Consider the following 20778-nt stretch of genomic DNA (forward strand, 5'->3'; position numbering starts at 1 on the left):
GCGATACCGTACGGCGGCACATGATGCAGGGAAGGGCCAAAGCAGATAAAAGGTAAATGACGAAGGTCGGTGGACTACTGACCATTGATTCCCAACCACCGGTTAAATCATTACCTTTGTCTTTGCGTAAAAGCAAAGAGATGGGATATACTTACGATCAGGTAAAGCTGAGCGAGACGATAGCGCAGCAGATCGGGCGCCGGTCAGCGACTTCCCTGCAATGGCTGCGGCAGCAGCAGGAGAAGCTGCTGCAGGGCGGAAAGAATAATGTTTTCGGGGTGACTTTTACGGCCATTCCCCGCTTTGTCGACAAGGGCGATGCCGGTCTTGCTGAGGCCGATGCGGACTTGTTTTCGGAGCTGAGGAACGGGTTCACGCCTCTGCACTGGCCGCTGGACCGCCTGGCCCGGGCCTGGTGGCTGCTGCAGCTGCCGGCCGCCGATGAGGCTTATTATGTGATGCAGGTCGAGTCTCTCTTTGAAGCCGCTGCGGTACAGGAGCAGGTGGCCCTCTACAGCGCACTGCCCTTGCTTGCCTATCCCGAACAGTTCAAGCTTCGCGCCGCCGAAGGCATCCGCACCAGCCTGGGCGATGTCTTTGATGCAGTGGCGCTGGACAATCCCTATCCTTCCGAATACCTGGAAGAAGGGGCCTGGAATCAGCTGGTATTAAAAGCATTTTTTATGGAACGTCCCGTAAAACGGATCATCGGTCTGGAAAAACGGGTGAACCCGGAGCTGGGCCGGATGCTCACCGATTATGCCCGGGAGCGGGAAGCCGCCGGCCGTACGGTGGATCCGCAGCTGCATCAGCTGGCTGCACGCTGTGCCGGGAAACAGTAAGGACAGAAATACAATTGTTATTTATAAATCAGTATTATGTGTTGCAGTTCAGCATTAACGGAGTCGCAGTTGCAGGATAAAGACAGCGAGCCGCTGTATCTCGAAAAGATAAAGGGGATGCGGTTCTTTGATCCGCATGTGCACATGACCTCGCGTACCACAGACGATTACCAGGCCATGGCGGATGCGGGCGTGGCCGCCATTATCGAGCCGGCCTTCTGGCTGGGGCAGCCGCGTACCGGCGTGGACACCTTCCGGGACTACTACAGCAGCCTTATCGGCTGGGAGCGGTTTCGCGCCTCCCAGTTCGGTATCCGGCATTACTGCACCATAGGGCTCAACTCCAAGGAGGCCAACAACGAAGGCCTGGCGGAAGAAGTTATGGAAATACTTCCCCTCTTTATCTACAAGGAAGGCGTGGTAGGGGTAGGGGAGATCGGTTTTGACGACCAGACCGCCCTGGAAGAAAAATATTACCGCGCCCAGCTGGAGCTGGCCAAGGAGGCCAACCTGCCGGTGCAGATCCATACGCCGCACCGCGATAAAAAGCGGGGCACCCGGCGCAGCATGGATATCGCGCTCGAGCATGGGCTGGATCCCGGCATGGTGATCGTGGATCACAACAACGAGGAAACGGTAAAGGAGGTCCTGGACCGCGGTTTCTGGGCCGCCTTCACCATCTATCCGTTTACCAAAATGGGCAACGAACGCATGGTAGCCGTGGTAAAGCAGTACGGCAGCAAAAATATCATGGTCAATTCCGCAGCCGACTGGGGGATCAGTGATCCGCTGGCTGTCCCGAAAACCGCTGCGCTCATGAAAGACCAGGGAATAACGGATTCGGATATACGTCTTGTTACCTATCAGAATGCCATCACCGCCTTCGGGCAAAGCGGACAGATCAATGAGGCCGAATTTGCTGCGGATGCGGATATAGACCAAAGCCAGCGTTTCGAAGGCAGCTCTGTGCTCCGCGGCGGGCAGCAGCCCCGTATCGACAAGCGCTCCGCCATTATCCGCTGAGGCACCCGCATAGCCGGAGGCCGGAGCGCGCGAAAGCGGCGGTCCGGCGCCGGGGAATTGGTACTATTTTTGACAGGGTCGGATGTGAACGTATCCTAATCCCTCAAACCACCGGTCATGAACTCCAGGTTACTGTCCATCCTGTTTGTCTCCGCCGCCCTGGCATTTGCCGGCTGTAAAAAAGACAATAACAGCCCCCGCACCCATATCCTGCTGCAGGATCATTTCGACGACAATACCAACGGCTGGCAAACCGGCTCTCTGATCCCCGGAAAGCTCTCTGCAGAGATCAAGGATGGGAAATACCGCATCAATTCAAAAGATTCTTCCTATAATTATTTTCTGACGCTTCAGGATAACCCTTTCAGCGGAGAAAGCGCCACCGTCCGCGGCATTGAGGCCTCCTTCCGGCATGTATCCGGCGAAAAGGACGATGAGATGGGCTTTGTCTTTAACGTCGAAGGCGATTATGAATTTTACAACGAGTTTCTCATCAGCGATTACGGGGATTTTTCCATCTGGTCGGAGAGCGGGGATATCGTTAACTGGACCGATGCCCCCTCCGTGAAGGTGGGAGGCGTGAATGTTTTGCGCATAGAGAACCAGGGCGATCAGTATGATTTTTTTATAAACGGCAAAAAGGTGGCCAGCGAAACGATCTCCAATACCGCGCTGGGCCCCTTTGGATTTGACATCTATGCTGCGCCCCATGCGGCGAGTCAGCAGGGCTCTGCCGTTTTGGAAGTGGATGACCTGAAGGCATATACCCGCTGAGCATGGCGGTAGGCGCTCCGGTAGGAACTTTTTCTTTTTAGCCCTATCTTTAGGACAAACACCGAAGATGAATAAAATAAAGATACGCAAAGCCGGCCTCGTCCTGCTGATGGCCCTGGCCGCTGCCGGCAGCAGCTCGGGCCAGTATGCGGCGGGAGGCAATACCGCCGCGGGACCTGTTGCGGATACTCCCCTCCGGCTGATCTCAAAGCAATTTTCCTTTACAGAAGGCCCGGCAGTGGATAAGCAGGGCAACATTTTTTTTACCGACCAGCCCAACAATAAGATATGGAAGTACGGAACAGACGGCAAGCTGTCCGTTTTCCTGGATACGGCCGGCCGTTCCAACGGCACCTATTTTGATGCCCGGGGCAACCTCATCACCTGCGCCGACCAGTACGACCAGCTTTGGTCTGTCAGCCCCGCCGGAAAGGTAAGCGTGCTGGTAAAGGACTTCCGGGGCGCGCGGCTGAACGGTCCCAACGATCTGTGGATCGATCCCGGCGGTGGTATTTACTTCACCGATCCCTACTATCAGCGCGATTACTGGAAACGCACCCAGCCCGAGCTGAAAAAGGAATGTGTTTATTATCTGTCTCCGGGCAGCTCAAAGCCCCGTGTGGTGGCTGACGATCTGGAGAAGCCCAACGGCATCGTAGGGTCGCCCGACGGCCAGTACCTGTATGTGGCCGATATAAAAGCCGGCAAAACCTACCGGTACCGGATTACCCGGGGCGGCAAGCTGGCCTATAAGCAGCTTTTTGTCAGCCAGGGCTCCGACGGCATTACGCTGGATAAGGCCGGTAACCTCTATATCACCGGCAAAGGAGTGACCATTTACGATCCGGCCGGTACCAAGATCGGGCATATCGACGTACCGGAAGACTGGACGGCAAACGTCTGTTTCGGAGGTGAACGGCGAAACCAGCTGTTCATCACCGCCGGCAAAGCCATTTACATCCAGCCCATGCGGGTCATCGGTGTAGAGTAAATCTTCCGTTATTTTAGTGTTATGGCTCGCTCCGGGCCGCCCGCCGGGGGGGGAGGTGTGTATCCGTTTCCGGTATCTGCGTATAGCCGGATGCGTTGTAGCGGTCCTCCTGTGGACCTTGCTTGCGCATTTGATAAAAAAGCCCTACTTTTCGAGCACTATGGATACAAGAAGAGAGTTTCTCAAAAAAGCCGCCCTGCTTTCGGGCGCTGCCGGGCTGGCCAGTGTGCTCCCCGAATCCATTCAACGAGCCTTTGCCATTGACCCGCCGCCGGGCAGCACCTATCAGGATGCGGAGCACGTGGTGATCCTGATGCAGGAAAACCGCTCTTTTGATCACTGTTTCGGTACCCTGCAGGGCGTGCGCGGCTTTAATGACCCGCGGGCCGTTACCCTGCCGGATAAAAACCTCGTCTGGCTGCAGACCAATGCCGCCGGCAAAACCTACGCTCCTTTCCGCTTTGATATCCGCGATACCAAGATCACCTGGATGGGCTCTATCCCGCATTCCCGCGCCAGCCAGGTGGATGCCAATAACGGCGGGCGTTACGACGGATGGCTGGAAGCCAAGCGCTCGGGCAACAGGAAGTATGCCGACATGCCGCTGACGCTGGGGCATTATACCCGGGAGGACCTGCCGTTTAACTATGCCCTGGCCGATGCCTTTACGGTCTGCGATCAGAACTTCTCTTCCGGGATGACCAGCACCTGGCCCAACCGCCTGTTTTTCTGGTCAGGCGCCATACGCGACCAGGAGCCGGGCTACACCCGGGCTTTCATCCGGAATGATCTGCCCTATGGCGTAGGAAAGTGGAAGACCTTCCCCGAGCGTCTCGAGGAAAACGGCATATCCTGGCGTGTGTATCAGAACGATGTTACCTGCGGGGGCGGATTTACCGGGGAGGAGCGGAGCTGGCTGTCCAATTTCGGCTGCAACCCGCTGGAGCTTTTTTCGGCTTATCAGGTCAGGTTTTCCTCCCGCTACGTGCAGAGCCTGAAAAAACAAACGGAAACCCTTCCGCAGGAGATTGCCGCGCTCGAGAAAAAGCTGCCTTCCGCCGGCGCATCCGCAGCCAAGCTGCGGAAGGAGCTGGAAAAGAAAAAAGAAGTGCTGGCCCGCGCCCGGCAGGAGCTGAGTAAATGGAGCCGCGAAAGTTTTGAAAAGCTGTCGCCCCGCGAGAAAAGTCTCTATGAGCGCGCCTTTACCATCAACTCGAATGATCCTTATTATCGCGAGATCACCCACCTCAGCTACCGGGATGGAAATACCGCTCGACAGGTGACCATACCCAAGGGGGATGTGCTGCACCAGTTTCGCGACGACGTCAACAAGGGCCGCCTGCCTGCCGTATCCTGGCTGGTGGGGCCGGCCAATTTCTCGGACCATCCCAGCACACCCTGGTACGGGGCCTGGTATGTCTCGGAAATACTGGATATCCTGACCAAAAATCCCGAGGTATGGAAAAAAACCATTTTTATTCTTACCTATGATGAAAACGACGGTTATTTTGATCATATACCTCCCTTTGTAGCGCCGGATCCGAAAAATCCGGAAACAGGCAAATGCTCTTCCGGCATCGATACCGCGGTGGAATATATCCGGCGCGACCGGGAGCTGGAGGAAGGGATCTCCAAAAAGGCCGCCCGCGAAGGCCCTTCCGGGCTGGGCTACCGGGTGCCGATGGTCATCGCTTCGCCCTGGAGCCGGGGCGGACGGGTCTGCTCCCAGGTATTTGATCATACCTCCACCCTGCAGTTCCTCGAAAAATTCTTTAGTAAAAAACTGAACAAGGATATCCGGGAAACCAATATCAGCCGTTGGCGGCGGACGGTGACGGGCGACCTGACCACCGCCTTTCTGCCTTATCACGGCGAAAAGATAAAACCCCTGCCTTTCCTGGAGAAAAATGCATTTATCGAAAGCATTTACAATGCCCAGTTCAAGAAAGAGCCCACTTTCAGGCCGCTGTCGGAAAGCGAGATCGCCCGGATCAACCGGAACCCCGCCGCCGAGCCGCTGATGCCCAAGCAGGAGCCCGGGATACGCGTGTCCTGCGCGCTGCCTTATGAGCTGTACGCGGATGGACAGCTGAGTCCCGACAAGAAAAATTTCACCCTGGAAATGGAAGCGGGAAACCGGCTTTTTGGGGAGGCCTCGGCCGGTTCTCCTTTCAATGTTCACCTGCCGGGAAAATATGCCAATAGTAAAGGCGTTCTGGAAAATGTGGGAAGCCGTTCCTATGCCGTAGCCGCCGGGGACAGCCTCAGCGATGCCTGGCCCCTGCAGTCCTTCGAAAACGGTATCTATCATCTCCGGGTATATGGCCCCAACGGGTTCTTCCGGGAATACCGGGGCAGCGCTGCCGACCCGCTGCTAAAAGTAGCGTGCCGTTACGGACAGGAGCCGGGCAGGACGCCGACCGCCCATATCGTGCTCAGCCTGACCAACCTGGACCCGGCAAAGGCCTGTACGGTGGAAATCACCGACCATGGCTATGGCCGCCCTCCGGTAAGAAGAACCATACCCGCGGGTTCCGGACAGGCGGAGGCCATCACCCTGGACCTGAAGAAAACCTATGGCTGGTATGATTTCAGCCTGCGGGTCAGCGGGGACAGTGTTTTTGAAAAACGCTATGCCGGACGGGTGGAAACCGGTAAGGACAGCTACAGCGATCCGGTGATGGGAAGATCCGCCGGCTAAGGCGCTGTCCCGCCCGCTGCCGATAGGCCCGGCCACTTTAATAAAATTTTAACATATCCCGGGAAAGCTTTTTTCAGCGGACGGGTTAAAAAGCCTATTATTGTTTTGTTTTTACGGCTTTGCCGCCCGGCGGCATCCCGGATGCAACCCTAATCGACGGCTTTCATTTTATTCATTAAAAACTGTATCTCATGAAAAAATTTTTGTCCTTTGCGGTAGTTGCGGCGCTGACGCTCGCAGCTTACGGCAGCGCCCGGGCCCAGGGTGGCGGCGATAAATCCAAACGGCCCAGCCCCCCTGCCAAGGTAACCCAGACCATTTCCAGCGGAGCTACCATTACGATAGACTACAGCCAGCCCGCCATCAAAGGCCGTACCATCGGCAAGGACCTCGAGCCGATGCCCGGAAAGGTATGGCGCGCGGGTGCCAACGAAGCCACCATCTTTGAAACCGACAAAGCGGTGAAGGTCGAAGGCAAGTCGCTGCCTGCAGGAAAATACTCCTTTTTTGTGCTGGATAACGGGAACGACTGGACGCTTATCTTCAACAAGAACTGGAAGATCTGGGGCACCGAATATGAGAAAAACAAGAGCGCCGATGTCCTGAAGGTGAACGTGGACAAGCAACAGGCCGCTTCCTCCCCCGAAAGACTGACCTATACCATCAGCAAAAGCGGAGATATAGCCCTGCTCTGGGGGCCGCTGAACATAGGCTTTAATGTTAAATAATGCTGCTCTTCCGCCACAGGCGGGGACGGTAACCATGCCCGAAACGGCCGCGTGAGCAAAACACGCGGCTGTTTTTTTGCAGTATGCTTCACATCCTGCGTCAGGCTGATTATTTTTGCAACCTATGCAGAAAGCGTATGCTTACCTTCAGCTGATGCGGCCGGCCAACCAGCTGACCGCCATATCGGATATATGGGCCGGGGCCGCCATTGCGGGCTGCTTTGCCCCGGAACAGTGGAGTGCGGCTATGATGGGCAAGGTAGGCTGGCTCAGCCTGGCCGCGTTCTGCCTGTATGGCGGCGGGGTGGTCTTTAACGATGTTTTTGATGCCGGGCTGGACAGGGTGGAGCGGCCGGAACGGGCTATCCCCAGCGGCAGGGTTTCGCTGGGAAGCGCGGTGATCCTGGGCCTGGTGCTGCTGGCGTTGGGCATGGCAGCGGCGCTGCAGGTGGGTTTGCAGAGCGGGGTGCTGGGCTTTGCCATCGTGCTGGCGGCGCTTACCTACGATAAATGGGGTAAGCACTATACGCTGGCCGGTCCCCTGAACATGGGCCTGTGCCGCGGGTTGGATCTTTTGCTTGGCATGAGCATGCTGCCTTTCCTGCACATCGGGTTGTGGGGAATCGCTGCCGTGCCGGTCGTATATATCGCCGCTGTTACGATGATCAGCCGTGGCGAGGTGCACGGCGGTTCCCGCGCCACGCTGTATGGCGCAGCGCTGCTGTATGTGCTGGTGCTGCTGGCCCTCCTGTTCTTTGCCTTTCACCGGGAAGAGCTCCTGATCGCCCTGCCGTTCCTGCTGGCCTTTGGTGTGATGATCTTCGTCCCGCTGACGGGAGCGGTGCGCGAGCCGGCCGGACCCCGGATCGGGAAGGCCGTGAAGGCCGGCGTACTCGCCCTCATCCTCATGAACGCTTCCTGGGTAGCGGCTTCGGGCAGCCTGCCCGCCGCCCTGCTTACCGTGCTGCTCCTGCCGCTGTCGCTGTGGGTGGCGCGGCTTTTTGCGGTCACCTGACAACTGCCGTACCCGCCGGTCACGAAGCCACACGGCCGGTCTTCAATTTCCGGGGACGAAAAAGGGTAAATTCCGTACATTTAGCCGCATGGAAAACAGGGTTGATAGTATGGCAACAGGCATTACGGTATCAGAAAGGATATTACAACAGGAATTCACTGTCCGGTACCGGTATCCGGTCTTTTTTACCCAGCATATATTTGATCCCGCCAACGCCTGCCTCCGGCGCTTTCTGGAAGGGGATGCCGGCGCCGCCGGCCGGAAGGTGCTGTGCGTGCTCGACGGGGGCATGCTCGCCCATCATCCGGGACTGGAAGAGACGATTGCGGCCTATCTGGAAAACATACCGGGCATCCGCCCGGCCCCCGTTATGCCGGTGCTGCCCGGCGGGGAGCAGGTCAAAAATGACCCCGCCTTTTATGAGGCGGTAGTGACGGCTGTGGAAAAGCACGGCATCGACCGGCATTCCTGGTTGCTGGCCGTAGGCGGCGGCTCCCTGCTGGATATGGCAGGATATGCCGCTGCAGTGGCCCACCGCGGGATCCGGCATATCCGTATCCCCACGACCGTTTTATCCCAGAACGATTCCGGGGTAGGCGTCAAGAACGGCATCAATTGCTTCGGCAAGAAAAACTTCCTGGGCACCTTTGCTCCGCCCGCGGCAGTCTTCAACGACGGCGCATTCCTGTCTACATTGTCCATGCGGGACTGGCGCTCAGGCATCGCCGAAGCCGTGAAGGTGGCGCTGATCCGGGACCCCGATTTCTTCAGCTGGCTGGAAGCGCATGCGGATGCGCTGGTACAGCGCGACGAGACGGCTATGGCCGGGCTGGTATACCGCTGCGCCCAGCTTCACCTCGAACATATTGCCGGGGGAGACCCCTTCGAAAAAGGCGCTTCCCGCCCCCTCGACTACGGGCACTGGAGCGCGCATAAGCTGGAGCAGCTCACCGCCTTCTCGCTGCGGCATGGTGAGGCGGTAGCCATCGGGATGATGCTCGATGTGGTCTATGCCCGCCTCAGCGGGATGCTGGCCTCTGCCGACGAACAGCGCATTTTTGACCTGATGAGGCGGCTGGGCTTTTCATGGTACCATCCTGCACTCGAAGACCCGGCCTTGCTCCAGGGCCTGGAAGAATTCCGGGAACACCTCGGCGGGATGCTCACCATCCTGCTGCTCCGCGGCATCGGCCGGGGAGAGGATGTGCATACCATGGATACGGCCAGGATAAAAGAGGCAATACAGCTGCTCAGGACAGGAGATAACGGACACTTCGCCGCAGACTGACGAACCGCTAAAACAGAAGCGCTTACAGATGAAAACCGGTATCGGAACGCTGACTTATTGTACCAATATTCACCCGGGGGAAACCTGGGCCGAGCACTTTGCCGCATTGCAGGAACATATTCCCGCCGTGCGGAAGCAGCTGGGCGCCGATGGCTCCTTCGGCATCGGACTGCGTCTCTCCAACAAGGCCAGCCTGGCCCTGGACAAGGCGGAACAGCTTTCCGCGTTTAAGGACTGGCTGCAGGAAAACGATGCTTATGTCTTTACCCTGAACGGCTTCCCTTACGGGAGCTTTCACCGCACCCGGGTGAAAGACCAGGTGCATGCTCCAGACTGGACCACCAACGAGCGGCTCCAGTATACCCTGCGGCTGTTCCGCATACTGGCGGCCCTGCTGCCCGAAGGTATGGAGGGCAGCCTGTCTACCTCACCCCTTTCGTACCGCTACTGGCATCCGGAGGAAGAGCGGCGCGCGCTTCGCGAAAAAGCTACCTGGAACATGCTGCAGGTCGTGGAGCAGCTGGCGCGGGTATACCGCGGAAGCGGAATCCTGCTTCACCTCGACGTGGAGCCGGAGCCCGACGGCTTGTTGGACAACGGCAGCGAGTTCATCGCCTGGTATCTCCAGGAACTGCTGCCCGCAGGTATCCCCCTGCTGTCCGATAAGCTGGACATAACCGCCGCAGAAGCGGAGCAGGTAATAAAAACCCATCTGCAGCTTTGCTATGATGTCTGTCATTTTGCCGTCGGTTATGAAGATGCGGACGAAATACTCCGGCAGCTGAAGATACAGGGCATCCGCATCGGAAAGATACAGCTCAGCGCTGCGCTGAAAAGTGCGCTTCCCCACGGTGATGCCGAACGAGAAAAGACGGCCGTCGCTTTCCGCCGCTTTAATGAATCCACTTATCTTCATCAGGTGGTAGCGCGGTGCGGCAACGGACGGCTGATCCGGTACCGCGATCTGCCCGAAGCCCTGCAGGAAATCAGGGACACCCCGGCGGAAGAATGGCGTGCGCATTTTCATGTGCCGCTGTTTGTAAGCGATTTCGGCCTGCTGCAGTCCACCCGCAATGAGGTGGCTGAAATGCTGCGCCGGGCGCAGCAGGATACGCTCACCCGTCATTTTGAAGTGGAAACCTATACCTGGGAGGTGCTGCCTTCCGATCTGCAGCTGCCGCTGCCGGCTTCCATAGCCCGGGAGCTGCAATGGGTACTGGATACATTAAACAATACAACCGGTTAACCGATCATGAGCATGCACAAAACAGTGGTCATTGATATCGTCGGGCTTTCCGCCCGGCTGATCGGGGAGCATACTCCCTTTATCCGGGACTGGGCGGCAAAGCGGCAGCTGTCCGCTATCCGGCCCATGCTGCCCGCAGTGACTACGGCGGTACAATCTACCTACGTCACCGGCAAATGGCCCTCCACGCACGGCGTCGTGGGTAATGGGTGGTACGACCGCAGCGATTGTGAGATAAAATTCTGGAAGCAGGCCAACACGCTGGTACAGGCAGAAAAGATATGGGAAAAGGCCAAACGCGAAGACCCTTCTTTTACCTGTTCGAAGATGTTCTGGTGGTACAACATGTATTCAACAGCCGATTACTCCGTGACCCCTCGCCCCCAGTACCGGGCCGATGGACTTAAGATACCGGACTGTTATGCTCATCCTTCCCAGCTGCGCGACCGCCTGCAAAAGGAGCTGGGGCAGTTTCCCCTCTTTCATTTCTGGGGACCGGCCGCCGACATCCGCTCCTCCCGCTGGATCGCCGAAGCCTCCATGAAGGTGGATACCTGGCATGATCCTACGCTTACCCTGATCTATCTGCCCCATCTGGACTACTGCCTGCAGAAGTATGGTCCCGACCTTTCCCGGGTAGCGGGAGAGCTCCGGGAGATCGACGAAGTAGTGGCCGACCTGGTGCGGTTTTATGAAAAAAAAGATGCGCGTATCCTGCTGCTTTCCGAGTATGGCATCACATCGGTGAATCATCCGGTGCACCTCAACCGGATATTCAGGAAGCACGGGCTGATCAGCGTGCGCGAGGAAAACGGCCTGGAGCTGCTGGATGCGGCGGCCTGCAAGGCCTTTGCTGTCGCCGACCACCAGATCGCGCATGTTTATATCAACGATCCCTCCTGTGAAAAAGAAGTAAGAAATATCCTTGAAAGCACTCCGGGTATAGGGCAGCTGCTGGACGCGGAGGGCAAGCGGCAGCATCATCTGGATCATCATCGCTCCGGTGATTACGTAGCCGTGGCAGATGAAAAAAGCTGGTTCACCTATTACTACTGGCAGGATGACCGGAAGGCGCCCGATTACGCCCGGGTAGTGGACATCCACCGCAAGCCGGGGTACGATCCGGTAGAGATGTTCATGAGCTCCAAGCTGAGGGCTGCGTACAAGCTGCTGCGGAAAAAGCTGGGCCTCCGGTATGTGATGGATGTTATTCCCCTGGATGCCACCCTTGTCCGGGGATCCCACGGACGGGTAGCCGCCTCTTCTGCCGATCATCCCGTGCTCATCGGAACGCTTGCAGAGGATAAAGCGGTTTATTCCCCGGTGGATATCCGGGAGCTGATCTGGCAGCAGCTCGTTTCCTGAGCCTTCTCCGGCCCGCTTTCTGCTTTCCGGCGGCGCTCCGCCGTGGCAGAAAGTATAAGGAAAATATCATTTTCTATATGGCAGGGACAGCAGGGGAGAAATATATTTGTCATGCAAGTTTCTTCACCCAAAAACTGTCTTTTATGAAGCATGATCTCAGCCGGCAGCAGAAAGATTTTTACCGGGAAAACGGCTTCCTGGTTATCGAGGATTTTTTAACGCCGGAAGAACTGGAAGAGTGGCGCGCGGCAGTAGACGGCGCCGTTGCCATGCGAAAGGGCAATAAGCTTCCCGATCGGGCTTCCGTATACGGAGAAGGAGATGATAAGGAAAAGGATTATTACGATAAGGTGTTTGACCAGCTGCTGAACCTGTGGCAGGATAATGAAGCCGTTCGCCGGCTGATGCTCGATGAGCGGATCGGCAGGATGGCGACCGAGCTCGCGGAAACAGACGGTATCCGTATCTGGCATGATCAGGCCCTGATCAAAAAGCCCTGGGCCAACCCTACTTCCTGGCACCTGGATACGCCGTACTGGTCCTTCAGCGACCGGCGGGCTCTTTCCATCTGGGTGGCGCTGGACGATGCCACCCTCGAAAACGGCTGCCTGTTCTTTCTTCCCGGTACTCATCTGCGGACGACTTTCGAAAACCCCGGCATCGGGAAAAACATGGATGCGATATTTGATTACTATCCCGAATTCAGGACAGTATCTTCCGTAGCGGCTCCCATGAAGGCCGGCAGCTGCTCTTTTCATAACGGCCTTACCGTGCATGGAGCGCATGCCAACATGACTTCCGGGTACCGCCGCGCGATGACCTGCGCCTATATGCCCGAGGGCGCCGTATTTAACGGCATACAGAACATCTTATCCGATGAACAGCTGTCCCGGCTGAAGGTGGGCGATCCCCTGCAGGACGACGTGCAGAACCCGCTGATCTATTCACGGAAGAAGCAGGATTAATAATCTCCATCATAAAAATCTCCATCGCATGCATATCGACAGAAGACGGTTTATAAAGCTGGGTTCGCTTACCGCGGCAGGCCTGCCCCTGATCGGCATGGGAAGTATGGCGGGTATGGCCGGCTGCAAGGGAGAGACCGCAGGCTCCGCTGCGGAACGCTACCGTGCATTCAGGGACCCCGACAGCCGTTTCCGGCCTTTTGTAAGATGGTGGTGGAACGGCGACCGGCTGCAGGAACGGGAAATCCTGCGCGAGCTGGATATCCTCAAAGCAGCGGGCATCGGCGGCGTGGAGATCAACCCGATCCGGTTCCCCGATGAGGCAGATCCGCTGGATATAAAATCCCTGGAATGGCTCAGCGATGAATGGATAGCCATGCTGCAGGTGGCCCTGAAGGGAGCGAAGGAAAAAGGGCTGACCTGCGACATGATCGTAGGTTCCGGCTGGCCTTATGGCGGTGAATTTCTGAGCCGGGAAGATCAGACGCAGATGATCGCGCTGGGCACGCGGAACCTGAAGGGAGGAAAAACTTACCGTATTTCGGCAAAAGAGCTGCTGGACGGCGTAAATCCGGATTTTCATTCCAAGTATAAAGATCCGCTCAAGGCGCTTGCCGGGCTCACGCTGGTGCCGGCAAGCCTGAAGGATATCTCCGCATGTACTGACCTGAGCGGACAGCTGGGGCAGGATGAGATCACCGTGGAAGTGCCGCCCGGTGAACATGTATTGTATTACCTGGTAAAGCTGACTGGTTTTATGGCGGTGATCAACGGGGCTCCCGGTGCGGGCGGGCCGGTGCTGAATCATTACAGCAAACCAGCGGTGGAAAAATACCTGAACCGGATGTCGGACCGGCTGAAGGCTCGTATCGGTCCGCTGGGCAATTCCTTCCGGGCCTTCTTCACCGACAGCTTCGAGCTGGAGGGGGCCAACTGGTGTACGGATATGTTTGAGGAGTTCAGGAAAAGAAAAGGGTACGACCTGGCGCCCTATTTTCCTTTTATCCTTTTTAAGACCGGTGAAATGGGCAATGCGGTCAGGGACGATTACGGAGCAAAGCCTTCCCCGGAGCTGCAGCAAACCTTCGACAATGTGCGTTATGATTTTGAGGATACCCGGCAGCAGCTGTTCAAAGAAAGGTTTATCGACACCTTTACAGACTGGTGTAAAAAGAACGGTGTAAAATCAAGAATGCAGGCCTATGGCCGCCCCTGTAACCCGGTGGAAGCCGGTATGGACATAGATCTGCCCGAATGTGAAACCTGGATGAGCAGCGAGGTGGGCAAAGTATTCAGCGATGAGGATTATCGCCGCGGGAGAGCCTATACGCTCAACAACAAGTTTGTATCTTCCTCCGCGCACCTGTCCGGCCGCCGGCTGATCAGCTGCGAGGAGATGACCAATACAGGCATGGTATTCAATGCCACGCTCGAAAATATCAAGATCACGGGCGACCAAAGCATTTTGACGGGTGTAACCCATTCGGTGTTGCACGGATTCAACTACAGCCCCCTGGAAGCGCCTTTTCCCGGCTGGATACGGTATGGCACTTTTTTTAACGAACGCAATACCTGGTGGCCTTATTTCCGGAAATGGTCGGATTACAAGGCGCGCCTCTATGCCCTGCTGCAGCAATCCGAGATGCAGGCGGATGTGGCGCTGCTGCCGCCGCTGGCCGATCTGTCCATGCGGTTTGGCTTTCAGCGCGATCCCTTTCCTTCGTTTGCCTATCCGCCTTATGTATACCAGGTCTGGGAGGCCGTTCATCAGGACGGGGGCGGCTGCGACTATGTAACAGAGCGCATTCTGCAGCAGTCCTCGGTAAAGGACGGACGGCTGACTTACGGCACGCGCAGCTACAAGGCCCTGCTGCTGATTGATGTGGAGTCGCTGCTTCCCGAAACGGCCGACCGGCTCCGGCAGTTTGTCAAAGCCGGCGGAAAGCTGGTCTGCATCGGGCGGGCGCCGCAGCAGACGCCCAGCCTTCAGTCCTCCGCGCGGGGCGCAGTGGACATCCTGAAGGATGCTGATCCTGCACATGCAGGGATCGTCCCTGCCCCGGAAAAGGATTTTATCAGCTGGTACCGCGGTATACGGAAACGGTTCGGCATCAGTTCCTATCTGGACATCAGCAACCCGGACCGTTTTGTCAGCCAGGTATATTACCGGGATAAGGATGCAGATATTTTCTTTTTCAGTAACTATCATGCAGAAAAGTCGCACCGGTTAAAAACGACCTTTCCCGTGAAAGGCCGCAAGGCATGGCTTTGGGATCCGGAAACGGGGCAGCGCTTTCTCTTCCCGGCGTCGTCCGGGGGGAATACCTGGGAGATCCCGCTCGGTCCGGCGGAATCGAAGCTGATCGTTTTTGACCCCCAGGAAAAAGGAGAACAGCTTGCAGTGCCCCCCTTCGGGGAGGCCGCCGGAACGGCCCTCGACGGTCCCTGGAAGCTGACCCTGCATAGCATAGACGGAAGTGTCCGTTCGCTCACGCTCGATGCGCTGGTAGACTTCAGTACCCGGGATGAGCTGAAAAATTTCGGCGGCACGGCGGTTTACGAGCAGGTGTTCCGGTCGGCCGAAAACGGCGGAGTCCGCTATCTTTCGCTGGGCGCGGTCCATGGCGTGGCGGAGATCACGATAAACGGGGAGCCGGTGGGTACCCAATGGTATGGCAGGCCCGTGCACGACATTTCGAAGCAGGTAAAGCCGGGCGATAACCAGCTCCGGATAAAGCTCGTCACCACGCTGGGCAATCACCTCAAGTCCCTGACGGATAACAAAGTGGCCCAGGTCTGGACCCGCCACCAGCCCCTGTATCCCGGCGGGCTGACCGGTCCGGTCCGGATTTCATAAGGCTGTCAGAATATACACCTCTACAGCCATATTTTATAACTATCGCCGTTGGCTTTTTACGATCATTGAGCGGTCAATGTTTATACCCATGCTTATACAACGGAAATATACCTGTCTGTGCTTCGCCTTCTTTCTTCTTTTGATCACCCTGGGTGGTTTCTATGGCTGTCGGCAGCCGGCCGGAGCGCCGGATATGACCGCGCTGCGCGCGGCTTTTCAGCATCCTCCCGATTCTGTGCGCCCCGGCGTATACTGGTATTTCATGGATGGCAACATGTCGGCGGAAGGGATTACCAGCGATCTGGAAGCCATGAAGCAGGCCGGCATAGGAAAGGTGGTGTTCCTCGAAGTAAATGTGGGGGTGCCCCGCGGCCCGGTAGATTTTCTGAGCGATGAATGGCTGGACATGTTCGACCATGCCGTTAAAGAAGCGAGCAGGCTGGGTATCGAGATTACCCTGGGCATAGGTCCCGGCTGGACCGGCAGCGGCGGCCCCTGGGTACAGCCTGCGGAATCCATGCAACATCTCGTCTCCAGTACCGTGCAGGTTTCCGGCGGTCATCAGGGCCCCATACAGCTTCCGCTGCCGCAGCCCAAAAAACCTTACTTCGGAGAGGGCTCCCTTACTCATGGGCTTAAGCAGCAGTGGGAAGACTTTTACGAAGATGTGGCCGTGCTGGCTTTCCCGACCCCGTCGGGGGACGAAAAGATTACCGATACCGACGAAAGGGCGCTTTATTACCGTGCCCCTTATACTTCGGCGCCCGGTGTGAAACCTTTGCTTTCCGCTCCGGCCGACTATCCGGACCTGCCGGACAGCGCTGTAATCGCAAAAGACCAGATACAGGATCTTACCGGAAAGCTCGGGCCCGACGGTACGCTGAACTGGAAGGTGCCGGCGGGCAACTGGACCATCATGCGTTTCGGAAGACGGAACAACGGCGCGGTAACCCGCCCGGCGCCGGTGCCGGGTCTGGGCTTTGAAGCCGACAAAATGGATACCGCCGCCCTGCATCACCACCTGAACGCCTATATCGGAAAGGTTTTTCGTAAGATAGGCGTTCCCGTTAAGGGAGCGGCCGGAGGACTGAAGATGCTGCACATGGACAGCTGGGAGATGGGCGCGCAAAACTGGACGCCCGGATTCCGTCAGGCCTTTATGAAAAGAAGGGGTTACGATCCCCTGCCGTTTTACCCGGTATATGCGGGTAATATCGTCGGCAGCCTCGAGATGAGCGAGCGCTTCCTCTGGGACCTGCGGCAGACTTGTCAGGAGATGGTCCTGGAGTATCATGCCCGGGCGGTCAAGCAGTACGCGCACCTGCATGGGCTGGGCTTATCTATCGAACCTTACGATATGAACCCTACCGCGGATCTCGAGCTGGGCGCCGTGGCAGACATCCCCATGGGGGAATTCTGGAGCAAGGGATATGGCTTTAATTCCGCTTTCAGCTGTATAGAAGCCACATCCATAGCGCATGTCAACGGTATCTCCGTGGTACAGGCGGAGGCCTTTACCGCAGACGGCAACGAAGCCTGGAAGCAGTATCCCGGATCCATGAAAAACCAGGGCGACTGGGCCTTTGCGTTGGGCATCAACCGTTTTTTCTATCATACCTTCGAGCACAAGCCCCTGGCGGATTCCTTACGCCCCGGTATGAACATGGGGCCCTATGGGGTGCATTGGGACCGGAAGCAGACCTGGTGGTCCATGGCCGATGGCTATCATCGTTATGTTTCCCGCTGCCAGTTCATACTGGAGCAGGGGAAGCCGGTAGCGGACATCCTGTACCTGACGCCGGAAGGTGCCCCGCAGGTATTCCTGCCTCCTGCTTCGGCCCTGGCCGGCGACTCCGTGCTTCCCGACCGGCGCGGCTATACCTTCGACGGCTGCGCTCCGGGGCAGCTGTATAAGGCCACGGTAAAGGATCACCGCGTGGTGTTTCCCGGCGGAGCCGCTTACCGGCTGCTGGTGCTGCCGGCCCGGCGCACCATGACGCCCGCCCTGCTGCAAAAGATCGGGGAGCTTGTCAAAGCCGGTGCAGTGGTGGTGGGAGTCCCTCCGGAAAAGTCGCCCGGCCTCTCGGGCTTTCCGGAATGCGATCGTCAGGTGCAGGCTGCAGCCCGCTCGATCTGGGGAAGTCTTACCCCGCCCGAGCAGCAAACCACGCATTCCTCCGGGGAGGGAAAAGTGATCTGGGGCGGCGCGCTTACCCCCGATACGGGAGCTCTTTATCCCGGATATGCCCAGACGGCGGCGCTGCTTCACGACATGCAGGTGCCGGAAGATTTCAGCTCGGAAGCTCCGCTGCGTTATGCCCACCGCGCTACAGGCGACTGGGATATTTATTTTGTCTCCAATCGCAGCGACAGCACACTGCAGGCTGCGGGCACATTCCGGACCGATAAGGGCGCTCCCGAGCTCTGGGATCCGCTGACCGGGACAACAAGGCCCCTGCCGGAATTCAGCGTCGGGAACGGCCGTACTACCGTACCCCTGCAGTTTGCGCCTTACCAGAGCTTTTTTATCGTCTTTGCAAAAGGCAAAGCCAGCGGCGGGCCGGAAAAGAACTTTCCCGCGTCGGCCACGGTGGCTACCCTCAGCCGTCCCTGGACGGTATCCTTTGATCCGCAGATGGGCGGACCGGCGCAGACGGTCTTTGACCAGCTTGCCGACTGGACCGCAAGGCCGGAAGCCGGTATAAAATACTATTCGGGTATCGCCGTTTACCGGCAAAACTTCGATCTGTCTTCCGCGTCGGATACCGGCCGGTACCGTCGCCTGATCCTGGATCTGGGCGAAGTGAAAGATATGGCGCGCGTTATCCTGAACGGCCATGATCTGGGCGTGGTATGGACATCGCCGCGTACCGTGGATATCACCGGCATCGTGAAGGAAAAAGACAACCGGCTGGAGATAAAGGTGGCCAACCGCTGGCCCAACCGGCTGATCGGGGACGCACAGCAGCCGGATGACGGCATCCGCGACGGCCGCTTTCCGGATTGGTTATTAAAAGGTGAAAAGCGAAGCAGCGGACGATATACCTTTTCCACCTATGAACCCTATCATAAGGAAGATGCCCTGCTGCCCTCGGGTCTGCTCGGTCCCGTCACAGTCCGCAGGGAAGATTATGGCGGTGCGCGCTGAGGCCCGCCGGAGCGGTCAGGCGGTGTCAAAAATTAAAGGTATAAAGTCAGAATTTGGAGTGAAGATGTCAGGGCTATCAGTAGCATTGTAAGGAATTCACGCTGGATATCTTTCAACTACCGCCTTATGTGTACGTGTTTTGTTATCCGTTCCCGGTTTTTTGCAGTGATCTGTCTGCTGGCATTATTTTGCGGGACCCGCACGCTCTTTGCACAGAAAAATACCGTCGGCATCACCTGGGACAAGGTGACTGCCGTATCCAAAACCACGCCCACCCTCCAGGTGGTGGTCAACCCCATGCTGCACAGGGGATCGCCCATCCACGACGGTACCTTTGAGGCGCTGAAGATGCTGGGGGCTGATTATGTACGGTTTGTGCCCTGGTTCCCCTACCCGCATATGGCGGTGGCCGAGCTGAAGCCGCCCACCGCCACAGAGACCTTCTGGGACTTCAGTCACGTGGATCCCATGGTGGAGGACCTGATGAAGGCTACGGAAGGACATTCGGTGATCATCAACTTCAGCACCATCCCTGTATGGATGTTTAAAACGGAAAAGCCGGTGGAGGTGCCTGCCGATCCCGATCAGGTATTCTGGGATTACAATCCCGGTACCGAGCTGCGCGATACCACGCTGAAGGAGCTGACGGATTATTATGTAAGGCTGTTCAGCTGGTATACGCAGGGCGGCTTCACCGATGAGCTGGGGAAATACCATAAATCCGGGTATCATTACAAGATACCCTACTGGGAGGTGCTCAACGAGCCTGACCTGGAACATCATGTTTCTCCCGAGCTTTATACACGTATATACGATGCCGTAGTAACGGCATTGAAAAAGATTTCCCCGGAGACCAGGTTTGTGGCCCTGGCGCTTGCTTCCGAGAACAATCCCGAATATTTCGAATATTTCCTCAATCCGGCCAATCATGCCCCGGGCGTACCCCTGGAAGGCATTTCCTATCATTTTTACGGCACGCCTTCCGACGATAAGATCACGATGGACAATTGCCAGTATTCGTTTTTCGATAAGGCCGACGGCTTTATCGACAAGGCGCGCTATATCGAAAGCATCCGGAAGCGGCTGGCCCCCGGCGTATTCACCACGGCGGACGAGATCGGAAATATCCTGGCCGGCAGTAACTATACCGATCCCATTCCGAAGGAGTACTGGAACCTGTCCGGCGCCATGTATGCCTATGTATATCTGCAGCTGATGCGGCTGGGCATCGACATTGCCGGGGAGTCGCAGCTGGTCGGTTATCCTACCCAGTTCCCGGACGTAAGCATGATGAACTGGAAAAACGGAAAGCCCAATGCCCGTTTCTGGGTGCTGAAGCTCCTGAAGGATAATTTCGGTCCCGGCGACAAGCTGGTCGCGACCAGTCTGCAAAGCCGTGATCTTGTGGCGCAGGCCTTTGTGACGGAGAAAGGGAAAAAGCTGTTGCTCATCAACAAGCGGAATGAAGCCAGGTCGCTCACGCTGCCGGCCGGGGCGTCTGAAATGCAGTTTGTAGACGTCTCCACCGGCGACGGTCCTGCGGCGCAGCGGCGTCTGACTTCAGGCGCGCTTACGTTGACACCATTCTCTGTAGCAGTAGTAACATTTAAGTAAAATATCCTATCAGCAGTTATTGACACCGCCCCCTTAGCCGACGGCTTTTGGACGCCGCATTGCCCCGGCTGAATTTAAACAGCCGCTTCCGCAGGCGTAGGCATGCTATTAATATCCTTCCTAACGGTCTCGGATATCCTCTTCCCAAAAGTTAATCAAAACTTAAACAAGCGAAGGCCGCAAAACCAGTTGCGGCCTTTTACTTTTGCGCCGTTGTATTG

Annotated in this window: 14 protein-coding genes; all 14 read left to right on the plus strand. The window is 57.1% G+C overall.

Annotated features, from left to right (window positions below):
* The first annotated feature begins 116 nt into the window (after nt 1–116).
* Nucleotides 117–842 (plus strand): EboA domain-containing protein, encoded by a 726-nt coding sequence (locus ABD851_RS04570; RefSeq protein WP_344976045.1) that lies wholly within the window; start codon nt 117–119, stop codon nt 840–842.
* Between the two features lie 36 nt (nt 843–878).
* A complete protein-coding gene (locus ABD851_RS04575) occupies nt 879–1865 on the plus strand; it encodes a TatD family hydrolase (RefSeq protein WP_344976049.1) in 987 nt (328 codons plus the stop codon).
* A 117-nt stretch (nt 1866–1982) separates the two neighbouring features.
* A complete protein-coding gene (locus tag ABD851_RS04580; RefSeq protein WP_344976051.1) occupies nt 1983–2639 on the plus strand; it encodes a hypothetical protein in 657 nt (218 codons plus the stop codon).
* Between the two features lie 67 nt (nt 2640–2706).
* A complete protein-coding gene (locus ABD851_RS04585; protein ID WP_344976055.1) occupies nt 2707–3630 on the plus strand; it encodes an SMP-30/gluconolactonase/LRE family protein in 924 nt (307 codons plus the stop codon).
* 160 nt (nt 3631–3790) lie between these two features.
* Nucleotides 3791–6331, plus strand: coding sequence for a phosphocholine-specific phospholipase C (locus tag ABD851_RS04590; RefSeq protein ID WP_344976058.1), 2541 nt, complete (start codon nt 3791–3793; stop codon nt 6329–6331).
* Between the two features lie 191 nt (nt 6332–6522).
* On the plus strand, nt 6523–7059 hold the full coding sequence (locus tag ABD851_RS04595) for a DUF2911 domain-containing protein (protein WP_344976061.1): 537 nt from the start codon (nt 6523–6525) through the stop codon (nt 7057–7059).
* A 124-nt stretch (nt 7060–7183) separates the two neighbouring features.
* Nucleotides 7184–8074 (plus strand): UbiA-like protein EboC, encoded by an 891-nt coding sequence (gene eboC / locus ABD851_RS04600; protein WP_344976066.1) that lies wholly within the window; start codon nt 7184–7186, stop codon nt 8072–8074.
* Nucleotides 8075–8183: 109 nt separating this feature from the next.
* The gene (locus ABD851_RS04605) at nt 8184–9362 is read left to right on the plus strand and encodes a 3-dehydroquinate synthase (RefSeq protein ID WP_344976069.1); all 1179 of its coding nucleotides are present in this window, start codon (nt 8184–8186) and stop codon (nt 9360–9362) included.
* Between the two features lie 28 nt (nt 9363–9390).
* Nucleotides 9391–10608 (plus strand): metabolite traffic protein EboE, encoded by a 1218-nt coding sequence (gene eboE, locus ABD851_RS04610; RefSeq protein ID WP_344976074.1) that lies wholly within the window; start codon nt 9391–9393, stop codon nt 10606–10608.
* 12 nt (nt 10609–10620) lie between these two features.
* Nucleotides 10621–11973 carry an alkaline phosphatase family protein gene (locus tag ABD851_RS04615; RefSeq protein ID WP_344976077.1) on the plus strand — a complete coding sequence of 451 codons (1353 nt, stop codon included), beginning with the start codon at nt 10621–10623 and terminating at the stop codon, nt 11971–11973.
* A 143-nt stretch (nt 11974–12116) separates the two neighbouring features.
* On the plus strand, nt 12117–12938 hold the full coding sequence (locus tag ABD851_RS04620) for a phytanoyl-CoA dioxygenase family protein (RefSeq protein WP_344976081.1): 822 nt from the start codon (nt 12117–12119) through the stop codon (nt 12936–12938).
* Nucleotides 12939–12966: 28 nt separating this feature from the next.
* Nucleotides 12967–15795 (plus strand): glycosyl hydrolase, encoded by a 2829-nt coding sequence (locus tag ABD851_RS04625; RefSeq protein ID WP_344976084.1) that lies wholly within the window; start codon nt 12967–12969, stop codon nt 15793–15795.
* Nucleotides 15796–15883: 88 nt separating this feature from the next.
* Nucleotides 15884–18943 (plus strand): glycosyl hydrolase, encoded by a 3060-nt coding sequence (locus ABD851_RS04630; protein ID WP_344976087.1) that lies wholly within the window; start codon nt 15884–15886, stop codon nt 18941–18943.
* A gap of 126 nt (nt 18944–19069) precedes the next feature.
* Nucleotides 19070–20557, plus strand: a complete 1488-nt coding sequence (locus tag ABD851_RS04635) for a glycosyl hydrolase family 39 (RefSeq protein ID WP_344976091.1) — start codon at nt 19070–19072, stop codon at nt 20555–20557.
* The last annotated feature ends 221 nt before the right edge of the window (nt 20558–20778 follow it).

The sequence above is a fragment of the Compostibacter hankyongensis genome (assembly GCF_039541075.1).
In the GTDB taxonomy this organism is placed as follows: domain Bacteria; phylum Bacteroidota; class Bacteroidia; order Chitinophagales; family Chitinophagaceae; genus Compostibacter; species Compostibacter hankyongensis.

Bases quoted from the DNA above. Each gene is read 5' to 3' on its own strand.
- ABD851_RS04590 (WP_344976058.1), top strand. From the start codon at position 3,791: ATGGATACAAGAAGAGAGTTTCTCAAAAAAGCCGCCCTGCTTTCGGGC.
- eboE (WP_344976074.1), top strand. From the start codon at position 9,391: ATGAAAACCGGTATCGGAACGCTGACTTATTGTACCAATATTCACCCG.
- ABD851_RS04620 (WP_344976081.1), top strand. From the start codon at position 12,117: ATGAAGCATGATCTCAGCCGGCAGCAGAAAGATTTTTACCGGGAAAAC.
- ABD851_RS04615 (WP_344976077.1), top strand. From the start codon at position 10,621: ATGCACAAAACAGTGGTCATTGATATCGTCGGGCTTTCCGCCCGGCTG.
- ABD851_RS04635 (WP_344976091.1), top strand. From the start codon at position 19,070: ATGTGTACGTGTTTTGTTATCCGTTCCCGGTTTTTTGCAGTGATCTGT.
- ABD851_RS04605 (WP_344976069.1), top strand. From the start codon at position 8,184: ATGGCAACAGGCATTACGGTATCAGAAAGGATATTACAACAGGAATTC.
- ABD851_RS04575 (WP_344976049.1), top strand. From the start codon at position 879: ATGTGTTGCAGTTCAGCATTAACGGAGTCGCAGTTGCAGGATAAAGAC.
- eboC (WP_344976066.1), top strand. From the start codon at position 7,184: ATGCAGAAAGCGTATGCTTACCTTCAGCTGATGCGGCCGGCCAACCAG.
- ABD851_RS04580 (WP_344976051.1), top strand. From the start codon at position 1,983: ATGAACTCCAGGTTACTGTCCATCCTGTTTGTCTCCGCCGCCCTGGCA.
- ABD851_RS04630 (WP_344976087.1), top strand. From the start codon at position 15,884: ATGCTTATACAACGGAAATATACCTGTCTGTGCTTCGCCTTCTTTCTT.
- ABD851_RS04585 (WP_344976055.1), top strand. From the start codon at position 2,707: ATGAATAAAATAAAGATACGCAAAGCCGGCCTCGTCCTGCTGATGGCC.
- ABD851_RS04625 (WP_344976084.1), top strand. From the start codon at position 12,967: ATGCATATCGACAGAAGACGGTTTATAAAGCTGGGTTCGCTTACCGCG.
- ABD851_RS04595 (WP_344976061.1), top strand. From the start codon at position 6,523: ATGAAAAAATTTTTGTCCTTTGCGGTAGTTGCGGCGCTGACGCTCGCA.